This is a genomic window from Parvibaculum sp. (assembly GCF_035325945.1).
Lineage (GTDB): Bacteria > Pseudomonadota > Alphaproteobacteria > Parvibaculales > Parvibaculaceae > Parvibaculum.
In genome coordinates this window covers 76,970-100,907 of the sequence record NZ_DAOKYX010000001.1, presented here as the reverse complement: position 1 = coordinate 100,907, position 23,938 = coordinate 76,970, and the positions used below count along the sequence as shown (strand labels likewise).

General features: G+C 64.4%; 24 protein-coding genes and 1 other RNA gene. 24 read left to right on the top strand and 1 reads right to left on the bottom strand.

The window, feature by feature from the left end; all coding sequences use genetic code 11:
* Nucleotides 1-22: 22 nt before the first annotated feature.
* From ssrS to thiD, 22 genes are all read left to right on the top strand, one after another.
* Nucleotides 23-179, top strand: a non-coding RNA gene (gene ssrS / locus PKA57_RS00490) — 6S RNA.
* Between the two features lie 45 nt (nucleotides 180-224).
* Nucleotides 225-809: a 5-formyltetrahydrofolate cyclo-ligase gene (locus tag PKA57_RS00485; RefSeq protein WP_324296954.1), complete on the top strand. Its 585-nt coding sequence runs from the start codon at nucleotides 225-227 to the stop codon at nucleotides 807-809.
* Nucleotides 810-843: 34 nt separating this feature from the next.
* Nucleotides 844-1,653, top strand: a complete 810-nt coding sequence (locus tag PKA57_RS00480; protein WP_324296953.1) for a TIGR00282 family metallophosphoesterase — start codon at nucleotides 844-846, stop codon at nucleotides 1,651-1,653.
* A gap of 17 nt (nucleotides 1,654-1,670) precedes the next feature.
* Nucleotides 1,671-2,699, top strand: coding sequence for a glycosyltransferase (locus PKA57_RS00475; protein ID WP_324296952.1), 1,029 nt, complete (start codon nucleotides 1,671-1,673; stop codon nucleotides 2,697-2,699).
* 481 nt (nucleotides 2,700-3,180) lie between these two features.
* A complete protein-coding gene (locus PKA57_RS00470; protein ID WP_324296951.1) occupies nucleotides 3,181-3,927 on the top strand; it encodes a YebC/PmpR family DNA-binding transcriptional regulator in 747 nt (248 codons plus the stop codon).
* Between the two features lie 33 nt (nucleotides 3,928-3,960).
* The gene (gene ruvC / locus PKA57_RS00465) at nucleotides 3,961-4,491 is read left to right on the top strand and encodes a crossover junction endodeoxyribonuclease RuvC (protein ID WP_324296950.1); all 531 of its coding nucleotides are present in this window, start codon (nucleotides 3,961-3,963) and stop codon (nucleotides 4,489-4,491) included.
* Nucleotides 4,488-5,105 carry a Holliday junction branch migration protein RuvA gene (ruvA, locus tag PKA57_RS00460; RefSeq protein WP_324296949.1) on the top strand — a complete coding sequence of 206 codons (618 nt, stop codon included), beginning with the start codon at nucleotides 4,488-4,490 and terminating at the stop codon, nucleotides 5,103-5,105. The genes ruvC and ruvA overlap by 4 nt, the downstream gene beginning before the upstream one ends.
* A 13-nt stretch (nucleotides 5,106-5,118) precedes the next feature.
* Entirely contained in the window at nucleotides 5,119-6,162 is a 1,044-nt protein-coding gene (ruvB, locus tag PKA57_RS00455) for a Holliday junction branch migration DNA helicase RuvB (RefSeq protein WP_324296948.1), read from the top strand.
* Nucleotides 6,159-6,635: a YbgC/FadM family acyl-CoA thioesterase gene (locus PKA57_RS00450; RefSeq protein ID WP_324296947.1), complete on the top strand. Its 477-nt coding sequence runs from the start codon at nucleotides 6,159-6,161 to the stop codon at nucleotides 6,633-6,635. The genes ruvB and PKA57_RS00450 overlap by 4 nt, the downstream gene beginning before the upstream one ends.
* Before the next feature lie 237 nt (nucleotides 6,636-6,872).
* Nucleotides 6,873-7,619: a protein TolQ gene (gene tolQ / locus PKA57_RS00445; RefSeq protein WP_324296946.1), complete on the top strand. Its 747-nt coding sequence runs from the start codon at nucleotides 6,873-6,875 to the stop codon at nucleotides 7,617-7,619.
* A gap of 2 nt (nucleotides 7,620-7,621) precedes the next feature.
* On the top strand, nucleotides 7,622-8,086 hold the full coding sequence (gene tolR, locus PKA57_RS00440) for a protein TolR (RefSeq protein WP_324296945.1): 465 nt from the start codon (nucleotides 7,622-7,624) through the stop codon (nucleotides 8,084-8,086).
* A 10-nt stretch (nucleotides 8,087-8,096) separates the two neighbouring features.
* Nucleotides 8,097-8,945, top strand: coding sequence for a hypothetical protein (locus PKA57_RS00435; protein WP_324296944.1), 849 nt, complete (start codon nucleotides 8,097-8,099; stop codon nucleotides 8,943-8,945).
* Between the two features lie 155 nt (nucleotides 8,946-9,100).
* Nucleotides 9,101-10,408: a Tol-Pal system beta propeller repeat protein TolB gene (gene tolB / locus PKA57_RS00430; protein WP_324296943.1), complete on the top strand. Its 1,308-nt coding sequence runs from the start codon at nucleotides 9,101-9,103 to the stop codon at nucleotides 10,406-10,408.
* 379 nt (nucleotides 10,409-10,787) lie between these two features.
* A complete protein-coding gene (pal, locus tag PKA57_RS00425; RefSeq protein ID WP_324296942.1) occupies nucleotides 10,788-11,291 on the top strand; it encodes a peptidoglycan-associated lipoprotein Pal in 504 nt (167 codons plus the stop codon).
* A 317-nt stretch (nucleotides 11,292-11,608) separates the two neighbouring features.
* Entirely contained in the window at nucleotides 11,609-12,424 is an 816-nt protein-coding gene (gene ybgF, locus PKA57_RS00420; protein ID WP_324296941.1) for a tol-pal system protein YbgF, read from the top strand.
* 78 nt (nucleotides 12,425-12,502) lie between these two features.
* Nucleotides 12,503-13,828: a tRNA lysidine(34) synthetase TilS gene (tilS, locus tag PKA57_RS00415; RefSeq protein WP_324296940.1), complete on the top strand. Its 1,326-nt coding sequence runs from the start codon at nucleotides 12,503-12,505 to the stop codon at nucleotides 13,826-13,828.
* A gap of 184 nt (nucleotides 13,829-14,012) precedes the next feature.
* Nucleotides 14,013-15,932, top strand: coding sequence for an ATP-dependent zinc metalloprotease FtsH (gene ftsH, locus PKA57_RS00410; RefSeq protein WP_324296939.1), 1,920 nt, complete (start codon nucleotides 14,013-14,015; stop codon nucleotides 15,930-15,932).
* A gap of 178 nt (nucleotides 15,933-16,110) precedes the next feature.
* Complete coding sequence (aqpZ, locus tag PKA57_RS00405; RefSeq protein WP_324297252.1) at nucleotides 16,111-16,803, top strand: aquaporin Z; 693 nt, start codon at nucleotides 16,111-16,113, stop codon at nucleotides 16,801-16,803.
* Between the two features lie 237 nt (nucleotides 16,804-17,040).
* Nucleotides 17,041-17,934, top strand: a complete 894-nt coding sequence (locus PKA57_RS00400; protein ID WP_324296938.1) for a BRCT domain-containing protein — start codon at nucleotides 17,041-17,043, stop codon at nucleotides 17,932-17,934.
* Nucleotides 17,935-17,982: 48 nt separating this feature from the next.
* Nucleotides 17,983-18,801, top strand: coding sequence for a dihydropteroate synthase (gene folP / locus PKA57_RS00395; protein ID WP_324296937.1), 819 nt, complete (start codon nucleotides 17,983-17,985; stop codon nucleotides 18,799-18,801).
* Between the two features lie 101 nt (nucleotides 18,802-18,902).
* Nucleotides 18,903-20,249, top strand: coding sequence for a phosphoglucosamine mutase (gene glmM / locus PKA57_RS00390; RefSeq protein ID WP_324296936.1), 1,347 nt, complete (start codon nucleotides 18,903-18,905; stop codon nucleotides 20,247-20,249).
* Entirely contained in the window at nucleotides 20,246-21,070 is an 825-nt protein-coding gene (gene thiD, locus PKA57_RS00385; protein WP_324296935.1) for a bifunctional hydroxymethylpyrimidine kinase/phosphomethylpyrimidine kinase, read from the top strand. Before glmM ends, thiD begins: the two co-directional genes overlap by 4 nt.
* A 39-nt stretch (nucleotides 21,071-21,109) precedes the next feature.
* On the opposite strand, the gene PKA57_RS00380 is transcribed toward thiD, so the two are convergent.
* A complete protein-coding gene (locus tag PKA57_RS00380) occupies nucleotides 21,110-21,589 on the bottom strand; it encodes a GNAT family N-acetyltransferase (RefSeq protein ID WP_324296934.1) in 480 nt (159 codons plus the stop codon).
* 140 nt (nucleotides 21,590-21,729) lie between these two features.
* Between PKA57_RS00380 and PKA57_RS00375 the strand changes: the two genes are divergently transcribed.
* Complete coding sequence (locus PKA57_RS00375) at nucleotides 21,730-22,530, top strand: PhzF family phenazine biosynthesis protein (RefSeq protein ID WP_324296933.1); 801 nt, start codon at nucleotides 21,730-21,732, stop codon at nucleotides 22,528-22,530.
* A gap of 119 nt (nucleotides 22,531-22,649) precedes the next feature.
* Nucleotides 22,650-23,822 carry a phosphoserine transaminase gene (locus PKA57_RS00370; RefSeq protein ID WP_324296932.1) on the top strand — a complete coding sequence of 391 codons (1,173 nt, stop codon included), beginning with the start codon at nucleotides 22,650-22,652 and terminating at the stop codon, nucleotides 23,820-23,822.
* Nucleotides 23,823-23,938: the final 116 nt, after the last annotated feature.

The window sequence follows — 23,938 nt, the reverse complement described above, 5'->3', positions numbered from 1 at the left end:
ATTCGGCCTGATAGAATGATCACGGGTGCTGCCTGGTGCGTCAGGAACACTTTCTCTCGGGGCCTTACGATCCTTAAGGGAGCTGTCCCTGGTAGAGGCCGAGGCCTCTTTCACACGGCGCCCACCTACTTGTGTAGGTCTCCGAGGATCATCGTTCCAACGGCCGAGGTGGCCCCACCCGTTTCACGCGGAGCCCGCGTGTGAGCGGCGCGGCGGAAGCCGGCATGCAGCGCGCCAAGGAGAGCGCGCGTGCCGCCGCCCGCGCCCGGCGCTCCGGCGCGCAGGCCCTGCTCGGACGAGAGGCGGCCGCCGCCTTCGCGCGGCACTTCTTCGGCGAACTCCTCCCGCGCCTTCAGCTTTCGCCCCGCAGCGTCGTCGCAGGCTATTCGCCCATATCGAGCGAGGCCGACCCGCTCGCCATTCTCGAGGGAGCGTCGACGCGCGGCTTCTCATGCGCGCTGCCGGGCGTGGCGTCGCCTCGCGCGCCCCTCGTCTTCCGCCTCTGGCATCCCGGCGATGCGCTTGTGGGCGGGCCGCATGGAACGCGCCAGCCGCGGCCGGACGCGCCGCGATGTTTGCCTGAACTTGTGATTGTGCCGATGCTGGCGTTCGATAAGGTGGGACGTCGGCTTGGCTATGGCGGCGGCTATTACGATCGCACGCTCGCCTCGCTCAGGGCGGCGATGCCGGTTCTGGTGGCGGTGGGCCTTGCCTTTTCGGCGCAGGAGGCCGACGAACTTCCGGAAGAAGGCGGGGATCAGCGTCTCGACTGGCTCGTCACCGAACGCGGTGTCCGGTCGTTTCGGTGAAGTCACGGCGGGTTTCGATACAGGACGAATTTCAATGAAGCTTCTTTTTCTCGGCGACATCGTCGGCCGCACGGCCCGCGACGCCATCGTCAGCGATCTTCCGGCGCTCCGCGCCGACCTGGACGTCGATTTCGTGATCGTCAATGGCGAGAATGCGGCCGGCGGCTTCGGCATCACCGCCGCGATCTGCGAGGATCTCTTCAATGCGGGCGTCGATGTCGTCACGCTCGGCAATCATGCGTGGGATCAGCGCGAGGCGCTCGTTCATATCGAGCGCGAGCCGAGGCTCATCCGTCCGGTGAATTTCCCGGCCGGGACGCCGGGGCGGGGCGCCGGCCTCTTCGAGACGGCGAAGGGCGAGCGCGTGCTTGTCATCAACGCCATGGGGCGCGTCTTCATGGACCCGCTCGACGATCCCTTCGCGGCGATCGAGCGCGAGATCGGCGCCTGTCCGCTCGGCGAGGCGGCCGATGCCATCGTCGTCGATTTTCACGGCGAGGCGACTTCCGAGAAGATGGCGATGGGCCATTTCTGCGACGGCCGCGCGAGCCTCGTCGTCGGCACGCACAGCCATGTTCCGACGGCGGATGCGCAGGTTCTGCCCGGCGGCACCGCTTATCAGACCGATGCCGGCATGTGCGGCGACTACAATTCCGTGATCGGTATGGAGAAGGACGAGCCTCTCAATCGCTTTCTGTCGAAGATTCCGAGCGCGCGCTTCCAGGCCGCTTCGGGCGAGGCGACGCTTTGCGGCGTCTTCGTGGAGACGGAAGCCTCCGGCCTTGCGCGCCGCATCGAGCCCGTGCGCGTCGGCGGGCGGCTCAAGCCCGCGCTCCCGGCCTGAGGGCGCGGAGCCTGCCCATGCGCGTCGTCATCGCGGGCAATTACAACGAGCGAAAGGCGGGGGCGAATTTCTACGCCACCATCCGCAAGCTCACCAATGGCTTCATCCGCAACGATCACGCGGTGATGGCGTTCAGCGACCGCGACATCGCGCGCGAGCAGTCGCGCTTCGGCATCGGCCGGGCGGGCGATGGCGAGGCGAACAGGCGCCTTGTCGAGCTGTGCCGGCAGTTCAGGCCGGATCTGCTGATCCTTCTTCACGCCGACAAGATCACCAATGCGACGATTGTCGAGATCAAGGCGCAGCGCCCTTCGCCTCTGGTCGCGGTCGTCAATCTCGACCCGATCTTCCTGCCTGAAAACCCGCCGCGCATCCGCCGCTTCGCCGAGGTCGCGGACATCACCTTCATCACCACGGCGGGCGATCGGCTGGCGGAATTCGCCACCCGCACGCATCGCATCGCCTTCATGCCCAATCCGGTCGATCGCTCCATCGAGGCGCTCGAATGTTTTCGGCACGCCGATCAGCCCTTCGATCTTCTTTGCACCATCGGCAGCGAGAAGGGGACGCCCTGGCGGGCCGAGACGATGCGCGCTATCGAGGCGCGGGTGCCGGAAGCGCGCTATGCGTTTTTCGGACTGGCGGGCAGGCCCTCGGTTTTCGGTACGGCCTATTTCGAGGCGATCGCGAGCGCCCGCATGGGGCTCAATCTCAACCGGAGCGACGATCACTATCTCTACTCGTCGGACCGCATCGCCCAATATGTCGGCAACGGGCTCATGCTCTTCATCGGCCGTTCGACCGGCTATGGCGACATATTCTCCGACCGCGAATTCGTCTTCCATGACGGGCTCGACGATCTCGCCGACAGGCTGCGCTATTTCCTCGCCCATGACGAAGAGCGGCAGAAGATCGCGAAGGCGGGCCACGAGAAGTATCACGCGATCTTCAACGAGCGCATCGTCGCCCGCTATATCGAGGACGTGACCTTCGGCCGCCTCGACGAGCCGGGCTACGCATGGCCGCAAACCGTCTTCGGCGGCTGAGCCGCGCGGAAGCCGCTTTCCTGAAATCTCCGGCTGAAAACAAAGCGCCCCGCTCATGGTCGCCGAGGTGGGTGAGGGACCATGAACGGGGCATCTGTGCCACCGCATCCTGCGGAGGCTGATCCGGTTGTCCCTGGGGGCTTGGGCAAGACCCCTCGGGCCGGACCCGCTGCGACGAGCCCCGTTCCGGATGGTTGGGCGTCCATCCTTGGCGAGCGGGGCATCCTCACAGTAGAGGCGGTTTGTAAATCACACGTTAAACGGGAACGTGTGATTTACAACACGTATTGCGTGCATTTTGGAGCGAAAGGGAAGGCGGGCATGGGCTATGGATTTTGGCAGGACGGCCCCCTATAAGAGCGGCCTCGGGGGGCGATCCGTCGGGATGCCCGCCGCAACAGAAAAACGTCGCGCGGATACGGGTTTCCTGCGCAGAATCGGGCGGTCCGCCACCGGCGGGCGCCAATAATTCGGAGTCGCCATGGCCGGCCATTCGCAATTCAAGAACATCATGTATCGCAAGGGCGCGCAGGATAAGAAGCGCGCCAAGCTGTTCTCGAAGCTGGCGAAGGAAATCACCGTCGCGGCGAAGCAGGGGCTGGCCGATCCGGAATACAATCCCCGCCTGCGCGCCGCCATTCAGGCCGCCCGCGCCGAGAACATGCCCAAGGACAATATCGAGCGGGCGATCAAGAAGAGCTCCGACCAGGGCGGCGAGAATTACGACGAGGTGCGCTACGAGGGCTTCGGCCCGGGCGGCATCGGCGTCATCGTCGAGACGCTGACCGACAATCGCAACCGCACGGCAAGCTCGGTGCGCTCGATCTTCACCAAGCATGGCGGCAATCTCGGCGAGACGGGTTCCGTCTCCTTCATGTTCTCGCGGCTCGGCCGTATCGAATACGCGCCGGATGTCGCGAGCGCCGACGACATGCTCGATGCCGCGATCGAGGCGGGCGCCGACGATTGCCAGTCGAGCGAGCAGGCGCATGAGCTTTTCTGTTCGCCGGACACACTCCACGAGGTTGCGCGCACGCTCGAGGCCCGGTTCGGCGAGCCGCGCGCGGCCAGCATCGTCTGGAAGCCGCAGAACCTCATCCCCGTCGACGACGAAAAGGCCGAAACCATCATCAAGATGCTTGATGCACTGGACGACGACGACGATGTGCAGCAGGTTTATGCGAACTTCGAAATGTCCGATTCGGTCATGGAGAAGATGTCGGCCTGATCTGGCCTCAAGGCACGGAGGCAAGCCCCGCTCATGCCGGCCTCTCTGAGATTTCTCGGCATCGATCCGGGACTGCGCGCGACGGGCTGGGGCGTGATCGACGTTTCCGGCTCGCGCCTCGTCCATGTCGCAAACGGCACGATCACGTCGAACGACCGGTTGAGCGTCGCGGAACGTCTCGTCGAGATCGAGCGCGGTCTGATCTCCGTGGTCGAGGCGCACGCGCCTGACGCGGCGGCGGTAGAGCAGGCATTCGTGGCGCGCGATCCGGTGGCGGCGCTGAAGCTCGGGCAGGCGCGCGCGGTCGCGCTTCTCGTTCCGGCGCGAAGCGGCATTCCGGTGGCGGAATACGCGCCCAATCACATCAAGAAATCGGTCGTCGGCGCGGGGCATGCCGGAAAGGCGCAAATCAGAATGATGGTCGAGTTGCTCTTGCCGGGATCGCGCGCCGCGAGCGAGCATGCGGCCGATGCGCTCGCCATCGCCATTTGTCATGCCCATTCCGGCGGCGCGAATGAGAGGATTGCGGCCGCGCTTCTTCGCGCGGAGGCGGCGCGCGCATGATCGGCAGACTCAAGGGTGTGGTCGATGAAGTGGGCGCCGATTGGGTGATCGTCGATGTGAACGGCGTCGGCTATCACGTCACCTGTTCGCGGCGCACGCTCGATGCGCTGCCTGAAATCGGCGGCGCGGTGACGCTCGCCATCGAAACGAAAGTAAGCGACGACGCGATCCGCCTCATCGGCTTTGCGAGCGAGCTGGAGCGCGACTGGTTCCGGCTTCTCCTCGGCGTGCAGGGCGTGGGCACGCGCGTCGCGCTCGGCGTTCTCGGCACGCTGACGCCGGCCGATCTCGCCCGCGCCATCGCGCTCGAGGACAGGAAAGTGGTTGCGACCGCGCCGGGGGTCGGGCCCAAGGTCGCGGCGCGCATCGTCGCCGAACTGAAGGACAAGGCACCGGCGGGAAGCTCACTCGCCGCCGTGCTCGATCAGGGCGCCGCGCCCGCTGCCGCGTCCGCGCCGGATGGTGCCGCGCGCGATGCGATCTCCGCGCTCGTCAATCTCGGCTATCCGCAGTTGCAGGCGGCATCCGCCATTTCCGGCGCCGCGAAGAAACTTGAGCCGGGCGCATCGGCGGAGCAGCTTATCCGCCAGGGACTGAAGGAACTGGCGCGATGAAGGGGAATGAAGAGTGACAGACCGCCTCGTCGCCGCGCGCAAGAGGGAAGAGGACGAAGCCGAGCGTTCGCTGCGGCCGCAGGCGCTTGCCGATTTCGTCGGCCAGGCGCGGGCGCGTGAGAATCTCGCCGTCTTCATCGAGGCGGCGCGCGCGCGCGGCGAAGCGCTCGACCATGTGCTCTTCGCAGGGCCTCCCGGCCTCGGCAAGACGACGCTCGCCCAGATTCTCGCCCGCGAACTCGGTGTCAATTTTCGCGCGACTTCGGGCCCCGTCATCTCCAAGGCCGGCGATCTCGCGGCGCTTCTCACCAATCTCGAGCCGCGCGACGTTCTCTTCATCGACGAAATCCATCGTCTCTCGCCAGCGGTCGAAGAAGTCCTTTACCCGGCGATGGAGGATTTCCAGCTCGATCTCATCATCGGCGAGGGGCCGGGCGCGCGTTCCGTCCGCATCGATCTCGCGCCTTTCACTCTCATCGGCGCGACGACGCGCACGGGCCTGCTGACGACACCCTTGCGCGACCGCTTCGGCATTCCGGTGCGGCTCCATTTCTACGAGATCGCGGAACTCGAACACATCGTTCGTCGCGGCGCGAGGCTTCTCGGCATCGACATGACGGCGGATGGCGCACATGAGATCGCGCGCCGCGCTCGTGGCACGCCGCGCGTCGCGGGGCGCCTCCTGCGCCGCGTGCGCGACTTCGCCGCCGTGGACGGATTGAGCAGCATCGATGCGAAGGCGGCCGACCGCGCCTTGCAGCGCCTCGAAGTCGACGAGCGCGGCCTCGATGCGCTCGACCACCGCTATCTGCGCTGCATCGCGGTGAGTTTTTCGGGCGGCCCCGTCGGTGTCGAGACCGTGGCGGCGGCGCTTTCCGAGCCGCGCGACGCGATCGAGGAAATCATCGAGCCCTATCTCATCCAGCAGGGATTCGTGAACCGCACGCCGCGCGGCCGCGTGCTCCCGCCTGCCGCCTCGGCGGCGCTCGGCCTGCCGCTGCCGGCTGGCGGCGCGGCGGGGCAGGGCGCACTCTTCACGGGCGAGGATGGCGAATGAGCGATCGCAACTGGCCCGATCTCGCCGGCCGCATCGAGGGCAGGACGCATATCCTCCCGGTCCGCGTTTACTATGAGGACACGGATTTTTCCGGCATCGTCTATCACGCGAATTATCTGCGTTTCGCGGAGCGCGGGCGTTCGGATTTCCTGCGTCTTGCGGGCGTCAACCATACCGAATTGTTCGAGGGCGACGACCCGCTCGCCTTCGCCATTCACCGCATGCAAATAGATTTTCTGAAGCCCGCGCGGATCGACGACGAGCTGGAGGTCCACACGATCTATCGCCGGGCGAGCGGGGCGCGGCTCGAGGCCGGGCAGAAGATCTTGCGCCGCGCGGGCGGCTCGCTCGAGGAACTCTGGCGCGCCACCGTCTTCGCCGCCTGTCTCGACAGCAAGGGGCGCCCTCGCCGCCTGCCGGACAAGGCCCGCATCGCGCTCGCGCCTTTCGTCGAGCCTTCATCGTCGCCGTGACGGCACTTCGATCGCCGTTGTGCCCGGCCAGCAACATCGTTCCGCTAAGCTCTTGGAATTCGTGAGATATCCCTTAATGTGCCACGGTTTCGACATAATTCGTGGACTAACTTCGCTTTCAAATCGGGGGTACGTGCATCTTCGCGCGACCGCCGGGGCCCTGCGGGCTCGGGCGGCGGCTGCGTATTTGCGATGTGCCGCTCCGACAAGGACGTGATTTCGGAGAGGCTACCGTAGATGAATCCGACGACTCACATCGAAACCGGCGTGAACACCGCGCAGGTCATCGCCAATCAGACCGTCAACGCCGCGCCGGTGGATTTCTCCATCTGGGGCCTGTTCATGCATGCCGATCTCATCGTGAAGATCGTGATGCTCGGACTGCTCTTCGCGTCTGTCTGGTCCTGGGCGATCATTTTCGACAAGTGGTGGCGCTTCAATCAGGTCGAGCGCCGCGCCGACCAGTTCGAGCGCACCTTCTGGTCGGGGCGCTCGCTGGAGGAGCTTTACCAGGAGATGGGCCATCGCCCCTCGCATCCGCTTTCGGCGCTCTTCATCGCCGCGATGCGCGAATGGCGCCGTTCGGCGGACATCGCCGCCGACAGCTTCCTCGGCCTCAAGGAGCGCGTCGACAAGGTGATGCAGGTGACGATCAACCGCGAGATGCTGGGGCTCGAGAGCCGGCTTCTCTTCCTCGCGACGGTCGGCTCCGTCTCGCCCTTCATCGGCCTCTTCGGTACGGTCTGGGGCATCATGAATTCGTTCCAGTCGATCGCCATCAGCCGCGACACCAATCTCGCGGTCGTGGCGCCGGGCATCGCCGAAGCGCTCTTTGCCACCGCGCTCGGCCTCCTCGCCGCGATTCCGGCCGTCATCGCCTATAACCGCTTCTCCAATCAGGTCGGACGCTTCGGCACACGTCTTGAGAGCTTCGCCGACGAATTCTCGGCCATTCTTTCGCGTCAGCTCGACGAGCGGGGTTGATCATGGCGTTTTCCGTTCAGGGCGGGCAACGCGGGCGCAGCAAGTACAGGCGCGCGCCCATGTCCGAGATCAACGTGACGCCGATGGTCGACGTCATGCTGGTGCTGCTCATCGTCTTCATGGTGGCCGCTCCGCTCCTCACGGTCGGCGTTCCCGTCGATCTGCCGAAGACGCAGGCCGCGCCCCTTTCCGAGGACAAGGAGCCGCTGACCATCACGATCAGGTCGACCGGGCAGATCTTCCTGCAGGAAACCGAGGTCGAGGCCGATGCGCTCGTGCCGCGCCTTGAGGCCATCGCGCAGAATGGCTATGAGCAGCGCATTTTCGTTCGCGCCGACAGCTCGATCGATTATGGCCGCGTCATGGATGTGATGGGCCGTATCAACGCTGCCGGTTACAGCAAGGTAGGGCTCGTGACGGACTCCGTGCAGCCGGCGGCGCCCGCCGCAAAGGCTCCGGCCAGATAGTCAGTTTAATATGCGCAGGCCGCTTCTTTATTCCGCCGCGCTTCACGCCGCGGTACTGATCGCGACGATCGTGGTGCTTCCTTCGCCGAAGGAGCTTGCCCCGATGCCGACGCGCGTGCTGCCGGTGGAGCTTCTCACCGTCGCCGATGTCACCAATCTGAAGCGGCAGGCGAAGAAGAAGGTCGAGCAGCCCAAGCCCGTCGAGAAGCCATCGCCGAAGCCACAGCCTGACAAGCCCAAGCCCGTGCCGCAGCCCGAGCCCGAGAAGGCCGCGCCCGCGCCGACGCCGCCCGCGCCAGAGGCGAAGCCCGAGCCCATTCCGGAAAAGAAGGCCGAGAAGAAACCGGAAGAGAAAAAGAAGAAAGAGCCGCCGAAGCCGGAGTCGAAAAAGCCGGTCGTCGAGAAGAAGCCGGAGAACAAGAAGCCGGCCTTCGATCCGACGAAGATCGCGGCGCTTCTGAACAAGATTCCCGATCAGGCGACGCAGCCCGACGAGGCCAGGCAGACCGACGAGAAGGTGGACGCCTCCGAGACGGACAATCCCGACTTGCCCATGACGGCGAGCGAGGTCGATGCCGTGCGCCAGAAAATCCAGCAATGCTGGAACATGGGCGACCTCGCCGGCAGCCCCGATGCCGACAAGCTTTACGCCACCATCAGCTTTTCGCTCAATCAGGACGGCTCGATCGTGGGCCGGCCCTCCATCGAGAAGGCGGGCGGCGGCAGCATATCGAGGCTCTTTGCCGAGCGCGCTGTGCAGGCGGTTCTAAAGTGTGCGCCTTATGATTTTCTGCCGGCGGACAAATTCAACAGCTGGCGCGACATAGAACTCAACTTCTCGCTGGCTGGAGCGCTGTAACGCGAAAGGCGCGCTGGACCGGCGAGCGGCCCGGGGCGAGTATGTGCTAGAAGGGACGGGGTGGGTGAATGACCCTATTTGCAGGAGAGACGGCGATGTTTGATTTCCGCTGCTTTGGTCGCGTTGCATCAGGCAATCTCGCCCGGCGCGTCTTGATGAGGTTCCGTCTCGCGCTGGTTCTCGTCGCCGCGAGCTTCCTGGCCGCTCCCGCCGAAGCGGCGCTGCAGATCGACATTAACCAAGGCAACACCGAGCCCATGCCCATCGCGATCACCGATTTCGTCGGCGCGCCGGGGCAGGAGGCATCGGCCGGCTCGGACATTGCGGGCGTCATCACCAACGATCTCGAGCGGTCCGGCCTCTTCCGGCCGCTCTCCAAGGCCTCCTTCATCGAGAAGATCGCAGACATCAACGTTCCGCCGCGTTTCGGCGACTGGCGCGTCATCAATTCGCAGGCGCTCGTGACCGGCCAGACGAAGCTCGAGGCCGATGGAAGGCTGCGCGTCGAATTCCGCCTCTGGGACGTCTATGGCGAGCAGCAGCTCACCGGGCTTCAGTTCTTCACGACGCCTGAGAACTGGCGCCGCGTCGCGCACCTCATCGCCGATGCCATCTATCAGCGGCTGACCGGCGAGCAGGGCTATTTCGATACGCGCGTCGTCTATGTGTCGGAGAGCGGGCCGAAGAACCGCCGCGTGAAGCGCCTCGCCATCATGGATCAGGACGGCTACAACCCGCACACTCTGACGAGCGGCGCCGAACTCGTGCTGACCCCGCGCTTCAGCCCGAATTCGCAGGAGATCACCTATCTCTCCTACCACAACAACAATCCGCGCGTTTATCTGCTCGACATCGAGACGGGACAGCAGGAAGTCGTCGGCGATTTCCCCGGCATGACCTTCGCCCCGCGCTTCTCGCCCGATGGTCAGAAGGTCATCATGAGCCTTCAGCGCGGTGGCAATTCGAACATCTACACGATGGACCTGCGCAGCCGTAAGGTGACGCGCCTCACCACCACGGCGGCGATCGACACCGCGCCGAGCTATTCGCCCGATGGGACGCAGATCACCTTCGAATCCGATCGTGGCGGCTCGCAGCAGATTTACGTGATGAATGCCGACGGCTCCAACCAGCGCCGCATCAGCTTCGGGCAGGGCCGCTACGCCACGCCCGTCTGGTCGCCGCGTGGCGACCTGATCGCCTATACGAAGATGATCAGCGGCCAGTTCGTCATCGGCGTGATGAAGCCCGACGGCACGGGCGACCGCATCCTGACCGAAGGCTTCCATAATGAAGGTCCGACATGGGCGCCGAACGGCCGCGTCATCATGTTCTTCCGCGAGACGCGCGGCACGCAGGGCGGTCCCGCGCTCTGGTCGGTCGATCTGACCGGGCGCAACGAACGTCCCGTGCCGACGCCGACCTTCGCTTCCGACCCCGCCTGGTCGCCGCGAATCCAGTAAGGCGCCGCATCGGTCGATTCTCCGGACCTCCCGTCTGTGGCGCGAGGTCCGGTTTCGACGATCTCGTGGCGGCAAGGCGATGCGGCGTGACATAAAACGATGCAAAAATGTCACGTTCAGCATGCGGAAAAGTCGCAGACTTCCCAATGTTCTTGCCACCCCACAATGTCGTGGCTAGTATTTTGTTGCGGTACGGCAACCCCAGCGTCGGCCAATTGCGGGCGGCGTGTCATGGTTCGGATGAACTTCGGGCCACTTTGTAGAGCCTCGACTTCCAGGTAGAAAGGGACACCTTTTTGCTTGGATGTTTGGCATGCATCGGTAATAAGGGAACGCTGAGGCACGTTAGGCCGCTTGAGATTAAAAGGAGAGCACCCGAATGAAGTCCCCGTATGCAGGCCTGCGGTTCGCCGCCGTGGCCGCAGCCTTCCTGATGGTCGCCGCGTGCAGCTCGAGCTCCGAGACTGGCGCTGCCTCGACCACCCCGTCCTCGTCTTCCTCCGCCATTCAGCCCGGCACCCAGCAGGACCTCGTCACCAATGTTGGTGATCGCGTGTTCTTCGATCTGGACAAGTCGGTCCTGAAGGACGAAGGCAAGGCCACGCTCCAGCGCCAGGCTGCCTGGATGAAGCTGTATCCGAACCTCACGTTCACGCTCGAAGGCCATGCCGACGAGCGCGGCACGCGTGAGTACAACCTCGCGCTCGGCGCTCGCCGCGCCAATGCCGCGAAAGATTACCTCGTCAGCCTCGGCGTCGACTCCGCCCGCATCAAGACGATCTCCTACGGCAAGGAGCGTCCGGTGTGCCTCGAGTCGAACGAGGAGTGCTGGGCCCAGAACCGCCGCGCTGTGACGGTGGTTGCCGAGGGCGCCGGCAGCTAATCGGCTGACGTTGAGCCATCGATCGGGAGCGCTCTTCCGCTGATGCGGGAGAGCGCTTCTGTGTTTCTGGCGCAGCGTGAAGCCCGTATTGCGGCGGGGGCGGCTTTCGTGCCCCAATTTGGTCGCAGTTCTCTTTTTTCATCGCCATGTGTTTCATTGCCATGCGCGGCGCTGGCACGCATACATACGCGGCGACGTGAATCTCTGTTGGGGCGGAGCAAGTGATAAAAGCGAAATTCCTCGTTGCGGCAGGGGGCGCCGCGCTGATCACGCTTCCGGCGCTACTTCCATTCGGCGCCTTCGCAGCTGATTCGGACTTGCGCGCCGTCAACAACCGCCTCGATCGCCTCGAACGCACGGTCACTGACATTCAGAGCGGCGCCTATTCCTCGTCCCCCGGCTCCTACAGCCCCGATTCGGGCGGCGGCGGTGGCGGCGGCCTTTCGGCCGACACCCAGGCGCGCCTCAGCGAAATGGAAGACCAGGTGCGTGTGCTGACGGGCCGCGTGGAAGAACTCTCGCACCGCATCGAGCAGACGAATCAGGACCTCCAGAACTTCAAGAGCGATGTCGATCTGCGCTTCCAGGATCTGCATCAAGGCGCAGGCGCCGCGCCTTCCGCTGGCGGTGCGCCCCAGCAGATCGCGCCAGCGCAAGGGGCGGGCAACGCGGCCGCGCAGCCCGCATCCGCGCCGGCGTCCGCGCCTGCAAAGCAGGCCGAGGCCAAGCCGACCGTGACGCTCCCCAATGGCACGGCGCAGGTTCAGTATGATTTCGCGATCGACCTTCTGAAGCGCGGCCAGTTTCCGCAGGCCCGCGACGCGCTGAAGCAGTTCCTCGCCCAGCATCCGAAGGATCCGCTCGCGGGCAACGCACAGTATTGGCTCGGCGAAACCTATTACGTGCAAGGCCAGTACAAGGACGCGGCCGACTCCTTTCTCAAGGGCTATACGACCTATTCCAAAAGCTCCAAGGCACCCGACAGCCTGCTGAAGCTCGGCATGACCTTGTCGCAGCTCGGCCAGAAGGACGCGGCCTGCGCCACCTATGGCCAGCTCAAGCAGCAGTTCCCGCAGGCGTCGCCCGCTATCGTTGCCCGCGCCAAGCTCGAGCGCCAGAAGGCCGGTTGCTGAGCCGCCAATCTTCCAACCCTTCTTCCGGCGGCCGTTCTTCCGGTGGCTTTGGCGCGCGCCGGAGGCAATGATCGCCGCATGACCACATCACGCCAATCGACGGGCCCTGTCGGCGCTGCGGAATTCGCCCACGCGCTGGGCGCGCTGACGCCCGCGCCGCGCCTCGCCGTCGCCTTTTCCGGTGGCCCCGATTCGCTTGCGCTTCTCTTTCTCGCCGCCCGCTGGGCGAGAGCGCGAAAGCGCGTCCGCCTCATCGCCCTGACGGTGGATCATGGGCTTCGGCCCGGCTCTGCGTCCGAAGCGCGGCTCGCCGCACGCATGGCGGCGGCGCTTGGCGTTCCCCATCGGATCCTCAAATGGAAGGGCGAAAAGCCCAAATCCGGCATCCAGGCGGCGGCGCGGGCCGCCCGCTACCGGCTCCTCGCCGAAGCCTGCCGAAAGGAGGGAGTGGGGGACCTGCTCGTCGCGCACCATCTCGACGATCAGGCGGAAACCTTCCTCCTGCGCCTTGCGCGGGGGAGCGGCGTCGACGGGCTCGCCGCCATGGCGCCCTCGCGCTGGCTCGAGGTGGTCCCGCCTTTGAGTACGCCTCTGAGATTGCTGCGGCCGCTCCTCGATTTTCCTCGCGCCCGCCTTGTGGCAACGCTTGAGAAGGCCGGGCTCGAAGCCATCCACGATCCGAGCAACGAGAACGAGCGTTTCGACCGTGTGAAGGCGCGGCGGCTTCTCGGCGAACTGGGCACGCTCGGCCTCGATGCGCACCGCCTCGCCGACACGGCCGCCCATATGGCGCGGGTGCGCACCGCTCTGGAAGCCGATACGCGCGCCTTTCTCGCCGCCCATGCGCGCATGGCGCCGGAGGGCTTCATTGCCATTGCTCCGGAAAGTTTCGGGCTTGCGGCTGACGAGATCGCCTTGCGTGCCCTCGCTGAAATCCTCAAGGCCGTGAGCGGCAGCGACTATCCGCCCCGCTTCGAGGCGCTGAGAACGCTCTTCGATGCGCTCAAGGCCGGAAAACTCGGGCATGGGCGTACGCTGCATGGCTGCAAGCTGTCGCTCGACCGGGGGCTCGTCGTGGCCGTTCGAGAGCCTGCCGCCGCACTGGCCGCCCCCGCGATCGAGCTGAGGCGCGGGCAGGAGAGGGCATGGGACGGGCGTTTCGTTGTGAAACTCGCCGCGGGACCCGCCGGAGCCATTCGGCTCGGCGCGCTCGGCGCTGAAGGGCTGGTGCGGCTGAAGAAATCTGGTCTGCCCATGCCCGAGGCGCCGCGTGCCGCGCTCCTCGCGCTGCCCGCATTATGGAAGGAGGGTACGCTCCTCGGCGCGCCCCATATCGGCTTCCCCGGCAAGGGCGTCAGGGCGGAGGCCCGGCTTCTCAAGGGGCGGCTTCTCGATTCGCCGTAACGGGAAACTTACGCCCTGCTGCGACACTTCACTTTCGTGTTTCGGGGAAACGGGGCTTGGTAAACCCTTGGAACGACCCTATCTTCTCGAATTAGAAGCACTCAAGAGGATGATCGGCCCCGATCTGGCACGCCCCGTGCTAGACAAGGGACGGATGCTCACCAGGTGACAGAAGGTCAAGCCGTTGTCCAATTTCAAGAATTTCGCTCTGTGGGTGATCATCGCGCTGCTGCTCGTGGCGCTGTTCAACCTGTTTCAGAGCCCAGTCCAGCAAGCCGCGTCCAGCGAAATCAATTTCTCGCGCCTTCTCTCCGAGGTCGATGGCGGGAATGTGCGCGATGTGACCATTGCTGGCGAAAACATCACCGGTCATTACACGGATGGCCGACCCTTCCGCACCTACGCGCCATCCGATCCGAGCCTCGTGAACCGCCTCTATGAGAAGGGCGTGCAGATCACGGCGAAGCCTTCGGACGAGAACGTGCCGTCGATCGTCGGCGTGCTCGTCTCCTGGTTCCCGATGCTGCTGCTCATCGCCGTCTGGATCTTCTTCATGCGCCAGATGCAGGGCGGCGGCGGCAAGGCGATGGGCTTCGGCAAGTCGAAGGCCAAGCTCCTGACCGAGCGCCATGGCCGCGTTACCTTCGATGACGTCGCCGGCATCGACGAGGCCAAGGACGATCTGACCGAGATCGTCGAATTCCTGCGCGACCCGGCGAAGTTCCAGCGCCTTGGCGGCCGCATCCCCAAGGGCGTGCTGCTCGTCGGCCCTCCCGGCACGGGCAAGACGCTGCTCGCGCGCGCCATCGCGGGCGAGGCGAATGTGCCCTTCTTCACCATCTCCGGTTCCGACTTCGTCGAGATGTTCGTCGGCGTCGGCGCAAGCCGCGTGCGCGACATGTTCGAGCAGGCGAAGAAGAACGCGCCCTGCATCATCTTCATCGACGAAATCGACGCGGTCGGCCGTCATCGCGGCGCGGGCCTCGGCGGCGGCAATGACGAGCGCGAGCAGACGCTGAACCAGCTACTCGTCGAGATGGACGGCTTCGAGCCGAATGAGGGCATCATCCTCATCGCGGCGACGAACCGGCCCGACGTGCTCGACCCTGCGCTGCTGCGTCCCGGCCGCTTCGACCGCCAGGTCGTGGTGCCGAACCCGGACGTCGTTGGCCGCGAGAAGATCCTGAAGGTTCACATGAAGAAGGTGCCGCTTGCGCCCGATGTCGACCCGCGCACGCTGGCGCGCGGCACGCCGGGCTTCTCGGGCGCCGATCTTGCGAACCTCGTCAACGAGGCCGCGCTCATGGCCGCGCGCCGCGGCAAGCGCCTCGTCACCATGTCGGAGTTCGAGGACGCCAAGGACAAGGTCATGATGGGCGCGGAGCGGCGCTCCATGGTCATGACGGAAGAGGAAAAGCGCCTCACCGCCTATCACGAGGGCGGCCATGCGCTCGTCGCGCTCAACATGCCGGCCTCCGATCCCGTTCACAAGGCGACGATCATTCCGCGCGGACGCGCGCTCGGCATGGTCATGCGCCTGCCGGAGCGCGATCAGATCTCCGTCACGCGCGAAAAGCTGCAGGCCGATCTCGCGGTCGCCATGGGTGGACGCATCGCCGAAGAAGTCATCTTCGGCCATGAGAAGGTGACCTCCGGCGCCTCGTCGGACATCGCCATGGCGACAAAGATGGCCAAGGCCATGGTCACGCGCTGGGGCATGAGCGACAAGCTCGGGCCGCTCGCCTATCACGAGAACGAGGAGGAAGTCTTCCTCGGCCACTCCGTGTCGCGCCAGCAGAACATGTCCGAGGAGACGCAGCGCGCGATCGACGGCGAGGTGCGCCGCATCGTCGAGGAAGGCTATGCGACGGCCAGGAAGATCATCACCGATCATCTCGACCAGTTGCATGTCATCGCCAAGGGGCTTCTCGAATACGAGACGCTCTCGGGCGACGAGATCAAGGGGCTTCTCAAGGGCGAGCCGCCCGTGCGCAACATGGGCGAGCCGGTGGCCGCGGAGACGGGCCCCGTCTCGTCCGTGCCGAAGGCCGGACGCCCCGCCGAGTCCGGGCCGGGTGTCTCGCCGGAGCCGCACGGCGCCTGACCGGATGCCCCATGGCGGTTGAAACCGCCATTGCAGACAACGAAAAGGGAGGCCTCGCGGCCTCCCTTTTTCATTGTTCCGCTGGCGCATCATGCGTCTCTTGCCTAGCCTTTCGTTCAGTCGAGTTTGCGCGTTCGATCCTGAAGCGACCATCTGCCAGGGAGAACCTTGCATGACACTGACGAAACGCATTTCTGCGGAGTTCATCGGCACGTTCTGGCTCGTACTGGGCGGCTGCGGCAGCGCCGTGCTCGCTGCCGCATTCCCCGAACTCGGCATCGGTTTCGCGGGCGTGGCGCTTGCCTTCGGCCTCACGGTGCTGACCATGGTCTATGCGCTCGGCCACATCTCCGGCGGCCATTTCAATCCGGCGGTGACGGTCGGATTGACAGTAGGCGGACGATTTGCGTCGAGGGACCTGATCCCCTATGTGATCGCGCAGGTTCTGGGGGCGATTGCCGCAGCCGCCGTGCTCTATTTCATCGCGACGGGAAAGGCGGGCTACGATATCGCCGTCAACGGGCTTGCAGCGAACGGCTATGGCGAGCATTCGCCCGGTGGCTACAGTCTCCGGGCCGGCGCCGCCAGCGAGATCGTCATGACCTTCGGGTTTCTGGTCGTGATATTGGGGGCAACGTCCAGAGCCGCGCCATCAGGCTTCGCGGGCATCCCCATCGGCCTTGCGCTGACGCTCATCCATCTCGTCAGCATTCCCGTCACCAACACTTCGGTCAATCCGGCGCGGAGCACGGGGCCGGCGCTTTTTGTCGGCGGCTGGGCCATCGAGCAGCTCTGGCTCTTCTGGGTCGCGCCCATTATCGGCGCGGTGCTGGCGGGGCTCGTCTATAACTGGCTCGGCAGCGAAGACTGACACGCAGAAATGGCATGAGGTTGATCGGCCTGCGAAACATCTTTGACGCCGTCAGGTAAACTTGAATTCAGTGCCTCAATAGCAGTTGCGTTGACCGATGATCCGGGGTGGGTTTTCTGGCCGGACTTCGGATCTGTGTGCGGACTTTTTTGTCTTAGACCTCAAATACATGCATTGATAGTATTTCATTGCCGTGGAAATTTCTGTTTTTGGCGTCAGTTCTCAGGAGAGGGAGCCATGCACAGCGACCATCGCACGTATTTCAGGTTCACAGGCCGCCTGCGAATTGAGAAGTCCGTCAACTCATTGATGGGGCTTGTCGAAGGGATCGCGATCGACGAGATGATAAATGGAAGGGAGCTGGATTTCCTTCATATGTGGATTGACGATCACAAATTTGTTGAAATAAATCATCCGTTTAACGAATTTATCCCAGTGATCCGAAATGTCATTCGGGAAGGTGTCATCAATGATGACGAGAAGAATGACATCTTGTGGCTCGGAGAAAGACTTTGCGGTACGGGATACTTTGAAGCTGTGGCAGCCGACATGCAGAAACTGCATGCGGTGCTTGGGGGTATCATTGCAGATGGCGTAGTTACAGAGCCTGAATTGAGAGGTCTGTCGAATTGGCTATCAGAGCACGAGCATCTGAAAACGCTTTGGCCCTACGACGAAGTGGCCAGTCTGGTCACATCCGTTCTCATAGATGGAAAAATTGATGAGGAGGAGCACAGGCTCCTGAAAAATTTCTTTTCAGGATTTGTGTCAGTTCTTGATGACAGAGTGATTGGACAACCGTTGGTATTTGAAGGGGCATCTCTCACCGGCGTTTGCGCCGTGTGCCCGGAAATTCAATTCGAGGATTCAATATTTTGCTTTACGGGTGCCTCCTATAAATATTCGCGAGGTGAACTTGAGGAGACCGTAAGGCGGCTTGGTGGGGAGGTTGCATTATCGGTATCCCGAAAAGTCGACTATCTGATTATCGGCGCGGAAGGAAACCCTTGCTGGGCATATGCGTGTTATGGTCGGAAGGTCGAAAAGGCCGTTCAATTGCGCAAGGAAGGCTTTTCACTGGTGATTGCTCATGAAAACGATTTCCATGATGCGGTTGCAGATCTGAGCTGAGATAAATTTCACATGATGCCCGTTTCGCTGGCGTGCTAGAACCGCCGCATGAACAGCGCCGCTCCCAGAATTCTTGGCATCGTCAACATCACGTCGGATTCCTTTTCCGACGGGGGCCGGTTTCTCGCGCCCGACGCCGCGATCGCGCAGGCGCTGAAGCTCACCCGCGAGGGCGCGGATATCGTCGATCTCGGCCCTGCGTCGAGCAATCCGGATGCGGCGCCCGTTTCCGCCGAGAAGGAGATCGCGCGCCTCGCGCCGGTTCTCGACCGGCTGCTTGCCGAGGGCATCGAGGTTTCGGTCGACAGCTACCGGCCCGAGACGCAGGCCTATGCGCTGAAGCGCGGCGTCGCCTGGCTGAACGACATCAAGGGCTTTCCGCATGCGGGGCTTCATCCCGCCATCGCCGAGGCGGATTGCGGCCTCATCCTCATGCATTCGGTGCAGGAGGGGCAGGCCGACAGGCGCGCGGCGCCCGATGGCGACATCATGGGCCATATATGCCGCTTCTTCGAGGCGCGGCTCGCCACGCTGGAGGCGGCGGGCATCGCGCGCTCGCGCATCGTGCTTGATCCGGGCATGGGGTTCTTTCTCGGCGCGGCCCCGGAAACCTCGTTCAGCGTGCTGGCGCGTCTCGGCGAGCTCAAGGGCCGTTTCGGCCTGCCGGTGCTCATCTCCGTTTCGCGGAAATCATTCCTCCGCGCGGTGACGGGCCGGGGCGCCGGCGAAGCGGGCGCGGCGACGCTTGCGGCGGAACTCATCGCCGCGGTGAACGGCGCCGACTATATCCGTACACATGAGGCGGCCCCGCTCAGGGATGCGCTTGCGGTCTGGGCCAATGTGAAAGATATCGCAAGAAATCGTTAACTGCGAAAACACGAACAGGCCTTATATTTGCAGCGCGGAAACGGGGAGGCCCGCGCAAACGGCATTGGCCATTTTTGAAACAGACCGGGGTTCGATCTTTCATGTCGCGTAAGTATTTCGGCACCGATGGCATCAGGGGAACCGCCAATCAGGGCGCAATGACGGCGGAAACCGCGCTGCGCGTCGGCATGGCGGCAGGCCGCGTCTTTCGCCGCGGCGAGCATCGCCATCGCGTCGTGATCGGCAAGGACACGCGCCTTTCCGGCTACATGCTCGAGCCCGCGCTCACCGCCGGCTTCACCTCGATGGGCATGGACGTCTTTCTCTTCGGTCCGCTGCCGACGCCCGCCGTTGCGATGCTCACGCGCTCGCTTCGCGCCGATCTCGGCGTCATGATTTCAGCCTCGCACAATTCCTTCGAGGACAATGGCATCAAGCTTTTCGGGCCCGATGGCTTCAAGCTCTCCGACGAAGTGGAGCTCGAGATCGAGCACCATATGGACAACGGCCTTGCCGACAATCTCGCGGGCGCGCGCGATCTCGGCCGCGCGAAGCGCATCGACGATGCGCAGGCGCGCTATATCGAGCATGTGAAGCACACATTCCCGAAGGATTTCACGCTGGAAGGTCTGCGCATCGTCATCGATTGCGCGAATGGCGCTGCCTACAAGGTGGCGCCGGCGGTTCTCTGGGAACTTGGTGCCGATGTCGTCGCCGTAGGCACGGAGCCTGACGGTTTCAACATCAATGCCGATTGCGGCTCCACGGCGCCGCAGCGCATGTGCGCGACGGTGCGCGAGCGGCGCGCGGATATCGGCATCGCGCTCGATGGCGATGCCGACCGCGTCATCATTTGCGACGAGAACGGGCACATCATCGACGGCGATCAGATCATGGCGCTGGTCGCGCGCTCATGGCAGGAAGCGGGCAAGCTCTCCGCGCCCGGCATCGTCGCGACGGTCATGTCCAATCTCGGCCTCGAGCGCTTTCTCGGCGGGCTCGGGGTCGAACTCGTCCGTACGCAGGTCGGCGACCGGTACGTCGTCGATTGCATGCGCCAGCACGGCTACAATGTCGGCGGCGAGCAGTCCGGCCACATCGTGCTGACGGATTTCTCGACGACGGGCGACGGCCTCATCGCCGCGCTTCAGGTGCTCGCCGTGCTCAAGGCGGGCAACATTCCCGTGTCGGAGCTCTGCCATCTCTTCGATCCGCTGCCGCAGCTTCTGAAGAATGTGCGCTTCCGCAAGGGGGAGCCCCTCTCCGAAAAGGAAGTGATGCAGGCGATCCGCGAGGGCGAGGAGAGGCTTGGCGCGAGCGGCCGTCTCGTCATCCGCAAATCGGGGACAGAGCCACTCATCCGTGTGATGGGCGAGGGCGACGACGCCGCGCTCGTCAAGGCGGTGGTCAACGACATCGTTTCCGCAATCGAAAGACATGCAGCGTGAGCGACGAATTTCAGGGGCGCGTCCTCATCATCGCGGGTTCGGATTCGGGCGGCGGTGCGGGCATTCAGGCTGACATCAAGACGGTGACGGCGCTCGGCGGCTACGCCATGACGGCGGTGACGGCGATCACCGTGCAGGACACGCTCGGCGTTCACGGCATCCATGAGATCCCTGTCGACATCGTGCGCGCGCAGATCGCGGTCACGCTCGCGGATATCGGCGCCGACGCCGTCAAGACCGGCATGCTCCATTCGGCGGAGATCATCGAGGCGGCGGCTGAAGAAATTTCCCGCCTCGCGCCCGATGCCGCGCTCGTCGTCGATCCGGTGATGGTGGCGAAGGGCGGTGCGGCGCTTCTCAAGAACGAGGCGGTGGAGGCGTTGAAGAGCGTGCTCATTCCGCTGGCGACGATCATCACGCCCAACGCGCCCGAGGCGTCGGCGCTGACCGGCCGCAGGGTCGAGACGCTGGAAGACCAGAAGGCGGCGGCCGACGCGCTGATCGGCCTCGGCTGCGAGGCCGTGCTCATCAAGGGCGGTCATATTCCGGGCGACACCATCTTCGATGTGCTGGCGACGGAAGAGACGATCGAAGTGATGTCGAGCCCGCGCATCGACACGCCTCACACGCATGGCACAGGATGCACGCTCGCCTCCGCGATCGCCGCCTTTCTCGCTCAGGGGGCGGAGCTGCGCGAGGCGGTGGAAGCCGCGCGTGACTATGTGCATATGGCGATCCTCACCGCGCCGGGCTTTGGCAAGGGCCATGGGCCGCTCAATCACGGCTGGACGGTGCAGGCGCTCGAAGACGAGGAAGAGTAGGGGGGCCTCTCTTCTCCTTGCCCGCGCGCATAGGAGCGATCAGAAGCGCAGTTCCATCAGCGGTATCGTCCGGCCGGGCACCGAGCCCGAGGCAACCTCGCCGCGGCGGCAGAAGCCCTCCTTCTCATAGAAGCCCGTCGAATTGGGATCGGCCTCAACGCGCACGAGCGGCAGGCCGTGGCGGCGCGCATATTCGAGCAATTCGCCGACGAGGCGATGGCCAAGCCCCATGCCGATGTAACGCGGGTGGATGAAGAGATATTCGAGCGAGGCGCTGCCTTCATCGACCCTCAGCGCGGAGAAGCCTGCGATCTCGCCCGCCACCTCGGCAACGCGAACGCGCTGGCGGCCGATCTTGCCGTAGGTGATGGTGAGTTCGGAGCGGCACTGCTCGAGGAATTCGTCGTCATAGCCCCAATGGGCCTTTGCTTCCATGGCGAGTGCGGACAGTGCGGGGCCTTCGTCGGACCAGGCGGGCCGAACGAATATGGCCGTCGAGGGACGAGCGGACGATCCCATCTCCACCTCCATGCGCTGCAAGCATAGCACGGATGCGCGCCTCCGACGATTCGCTTCGCCGCTGTGGCGCGGGCGCTCTATCCAAACCGGCGAAATGGCCTCAGGTTACGCGCTTCGACAGATGCTTGCCGGATGCGATCATGAGAGCCACGATTTTTCAGGTTGATGCCTTTGCAGACAGGCCCTTCGAGGGCAATCCCGCGGCCGTCGTTCCGCTCGAAAGCTGGCCGGACGACGCGCTCATGCAGGCGGTCGCGGCTGAGAACAATCTCGCCGAGACGGCTTTCTTCGTGCCTGAAGGCGAAGGCTTCCGTCTGCGCTGGTTCACGCCCGCCATCGAGGTGCCGCTATGCGGCCATGCCACGCTTGCAAGCGCGCATGTGCTCTTTGCCCATCTGGGGCATAAGGCGCCACAGGTCCAGTTCGAGACGTTGAGTGGACGGCTCACGGTGAAGCGCGAGGGCGATCTTCTCGCCATGGATTTCCCGGCCGCGGAGGCCAAGCCTTTCCCCGAGCCCGAGGGGCTTGCCGCGGCGATCGGCGCGAAGCCCGTTCTCACGCTGAAGACATCGCATATTCTCGCGCTGTTCGGCAGCGTGGGCGCGGTCGCGGCGCTCGATCCCGACATGGCGGCGTTGAAGCGGCTGCTCGTCTCGCTCGGCGGTCCGGGCCTCATCTGCATGGCGGAAGGCGAGGCGGGGTCGGGCTTCGATTTCGTCTCGCGCTTCTTCGCGCCCGCGCATGGCATCGACGAGGACCCGGTGACGGGCTCGGCCCATTGCAGCAGCGTGCCCTATTGGGCGAGGAAGCTCGGCAAGAAGGACCTCGTCGCGCGGCAGATCTCGCGGCGCGGCGGCACGCTCTGGTGCACGGATGCAGGCGCGCGCGTGATCCTGCGGGGGCGCTGCGCGGATTATCTCAAGGGAGAGATCGTGGTCTGACGATGGCGGCGGGGCCGGGTGGCAAAATCGCCATTTGACTCCGTTTCGCCCGGTTTTTATAGGGGGGGGGGCCCCCCCCCCCCCACGGGGAGGCATTTATTGGGAGGGGTAGGTTACATATGACCGCCACAGAGCGTCCGGCCGCACGTCCGGCCAATCCCCACTTCTCCTCCGGTCCCTGCGCCAAGCGCCCGGGCTGGTCCCTCAAAAATCTCGAAAAGGCACTCGTCGGCCGCAGCCATCGCTCCAAGCCGGGCAAGGCGCGCCTCGTCGAAGCCATCGAGAAAACCCGTACCATTCTCGGCGTTCCGGCCGACTACAGAATCGGCATCGTGCCCGCCTCCGATACTGGCGCGGTCGAAATGGCGCTCTGGTCGCTGCTCGGCGCGCGCGGCGTGGACCTCCTCGCCTGGGAAAGCTTCGGCGAAGGCTGGGTCACGGACGTCGTGAAGCAGCTCAAGCTCAAGGATACGCGCACGCTGAAGGCGCCCTATGGCAAGCTTCCCGATCTCGCCGACGTGAATTTCAAGAACGACGTCGTCTTCACCTGGAACGGCACGACCTCGGGCGTGCGCGTGCCGAATGGCGACTGGATCCCCGCCGATCGCGAGGGGCTGACCATCTGCGACGCGACTTCGGCAGCCTTCGCGCAGGACCTTGCGTGGCCGAAGCTCGATGTCGTCACCTTCTCCTGGCAGAAGGTGCTGGGCGGCGAGGCCGCGCATGGCATGCTCATTCTGAGCCCCCGCGCCGTCGAGCGTCTGGAGAGCTACACCCCCGCCTGGCCCATGCCCAAGATTTTCCGCATGACCAAGGGCGGAAAGCTCATCGAAGGCATCTTCAAGGGCGAGACGATCAACACGCCGTCCATGATCTGCGTCGAGGATTATCTCGATGCGCTCAACTGGGCGGAATCGATCGGCGGACTCAAGTCCCTGATGGCGCGCGCCAATGCGAATGCCGCGGTAATCGCCGAATGGATCGAGCGCACGCCATGGGCCGCCTTCCTTGCGGAAGACGTGACCACGCGCTCGAACACATCCGTCTGTCTGCGGATCGTCGATCCGAAAGTGGCCGCGCTGAGCGATGACGAGCAGGCCGCCTTCGCCAAGAAGATCGCGGACATGCTCGACAAGGAAGGCGTCGCCAACGACATCGGAGCCTATCGCGATGCGCCGCCCGGCCTTCGCATCTGGGCGGGCGCGACCGTCGAAGTTGACGACATGCGCGCACTCATGCCGTGGCTCGACTGGGCTTTCGCCGAGGCGCGCGCCGCTCTCGCGGACGCCTGACGTTTTTCGATTTTGTAATCCTCTCGTCATTGCCGGGCCGGCGCGCAAGCGCCGTGGCCCGGCGATCCAGAACCGGGGGTTTCAACGACCCTCTGGAAGCCCGGACGAGGTTCGGG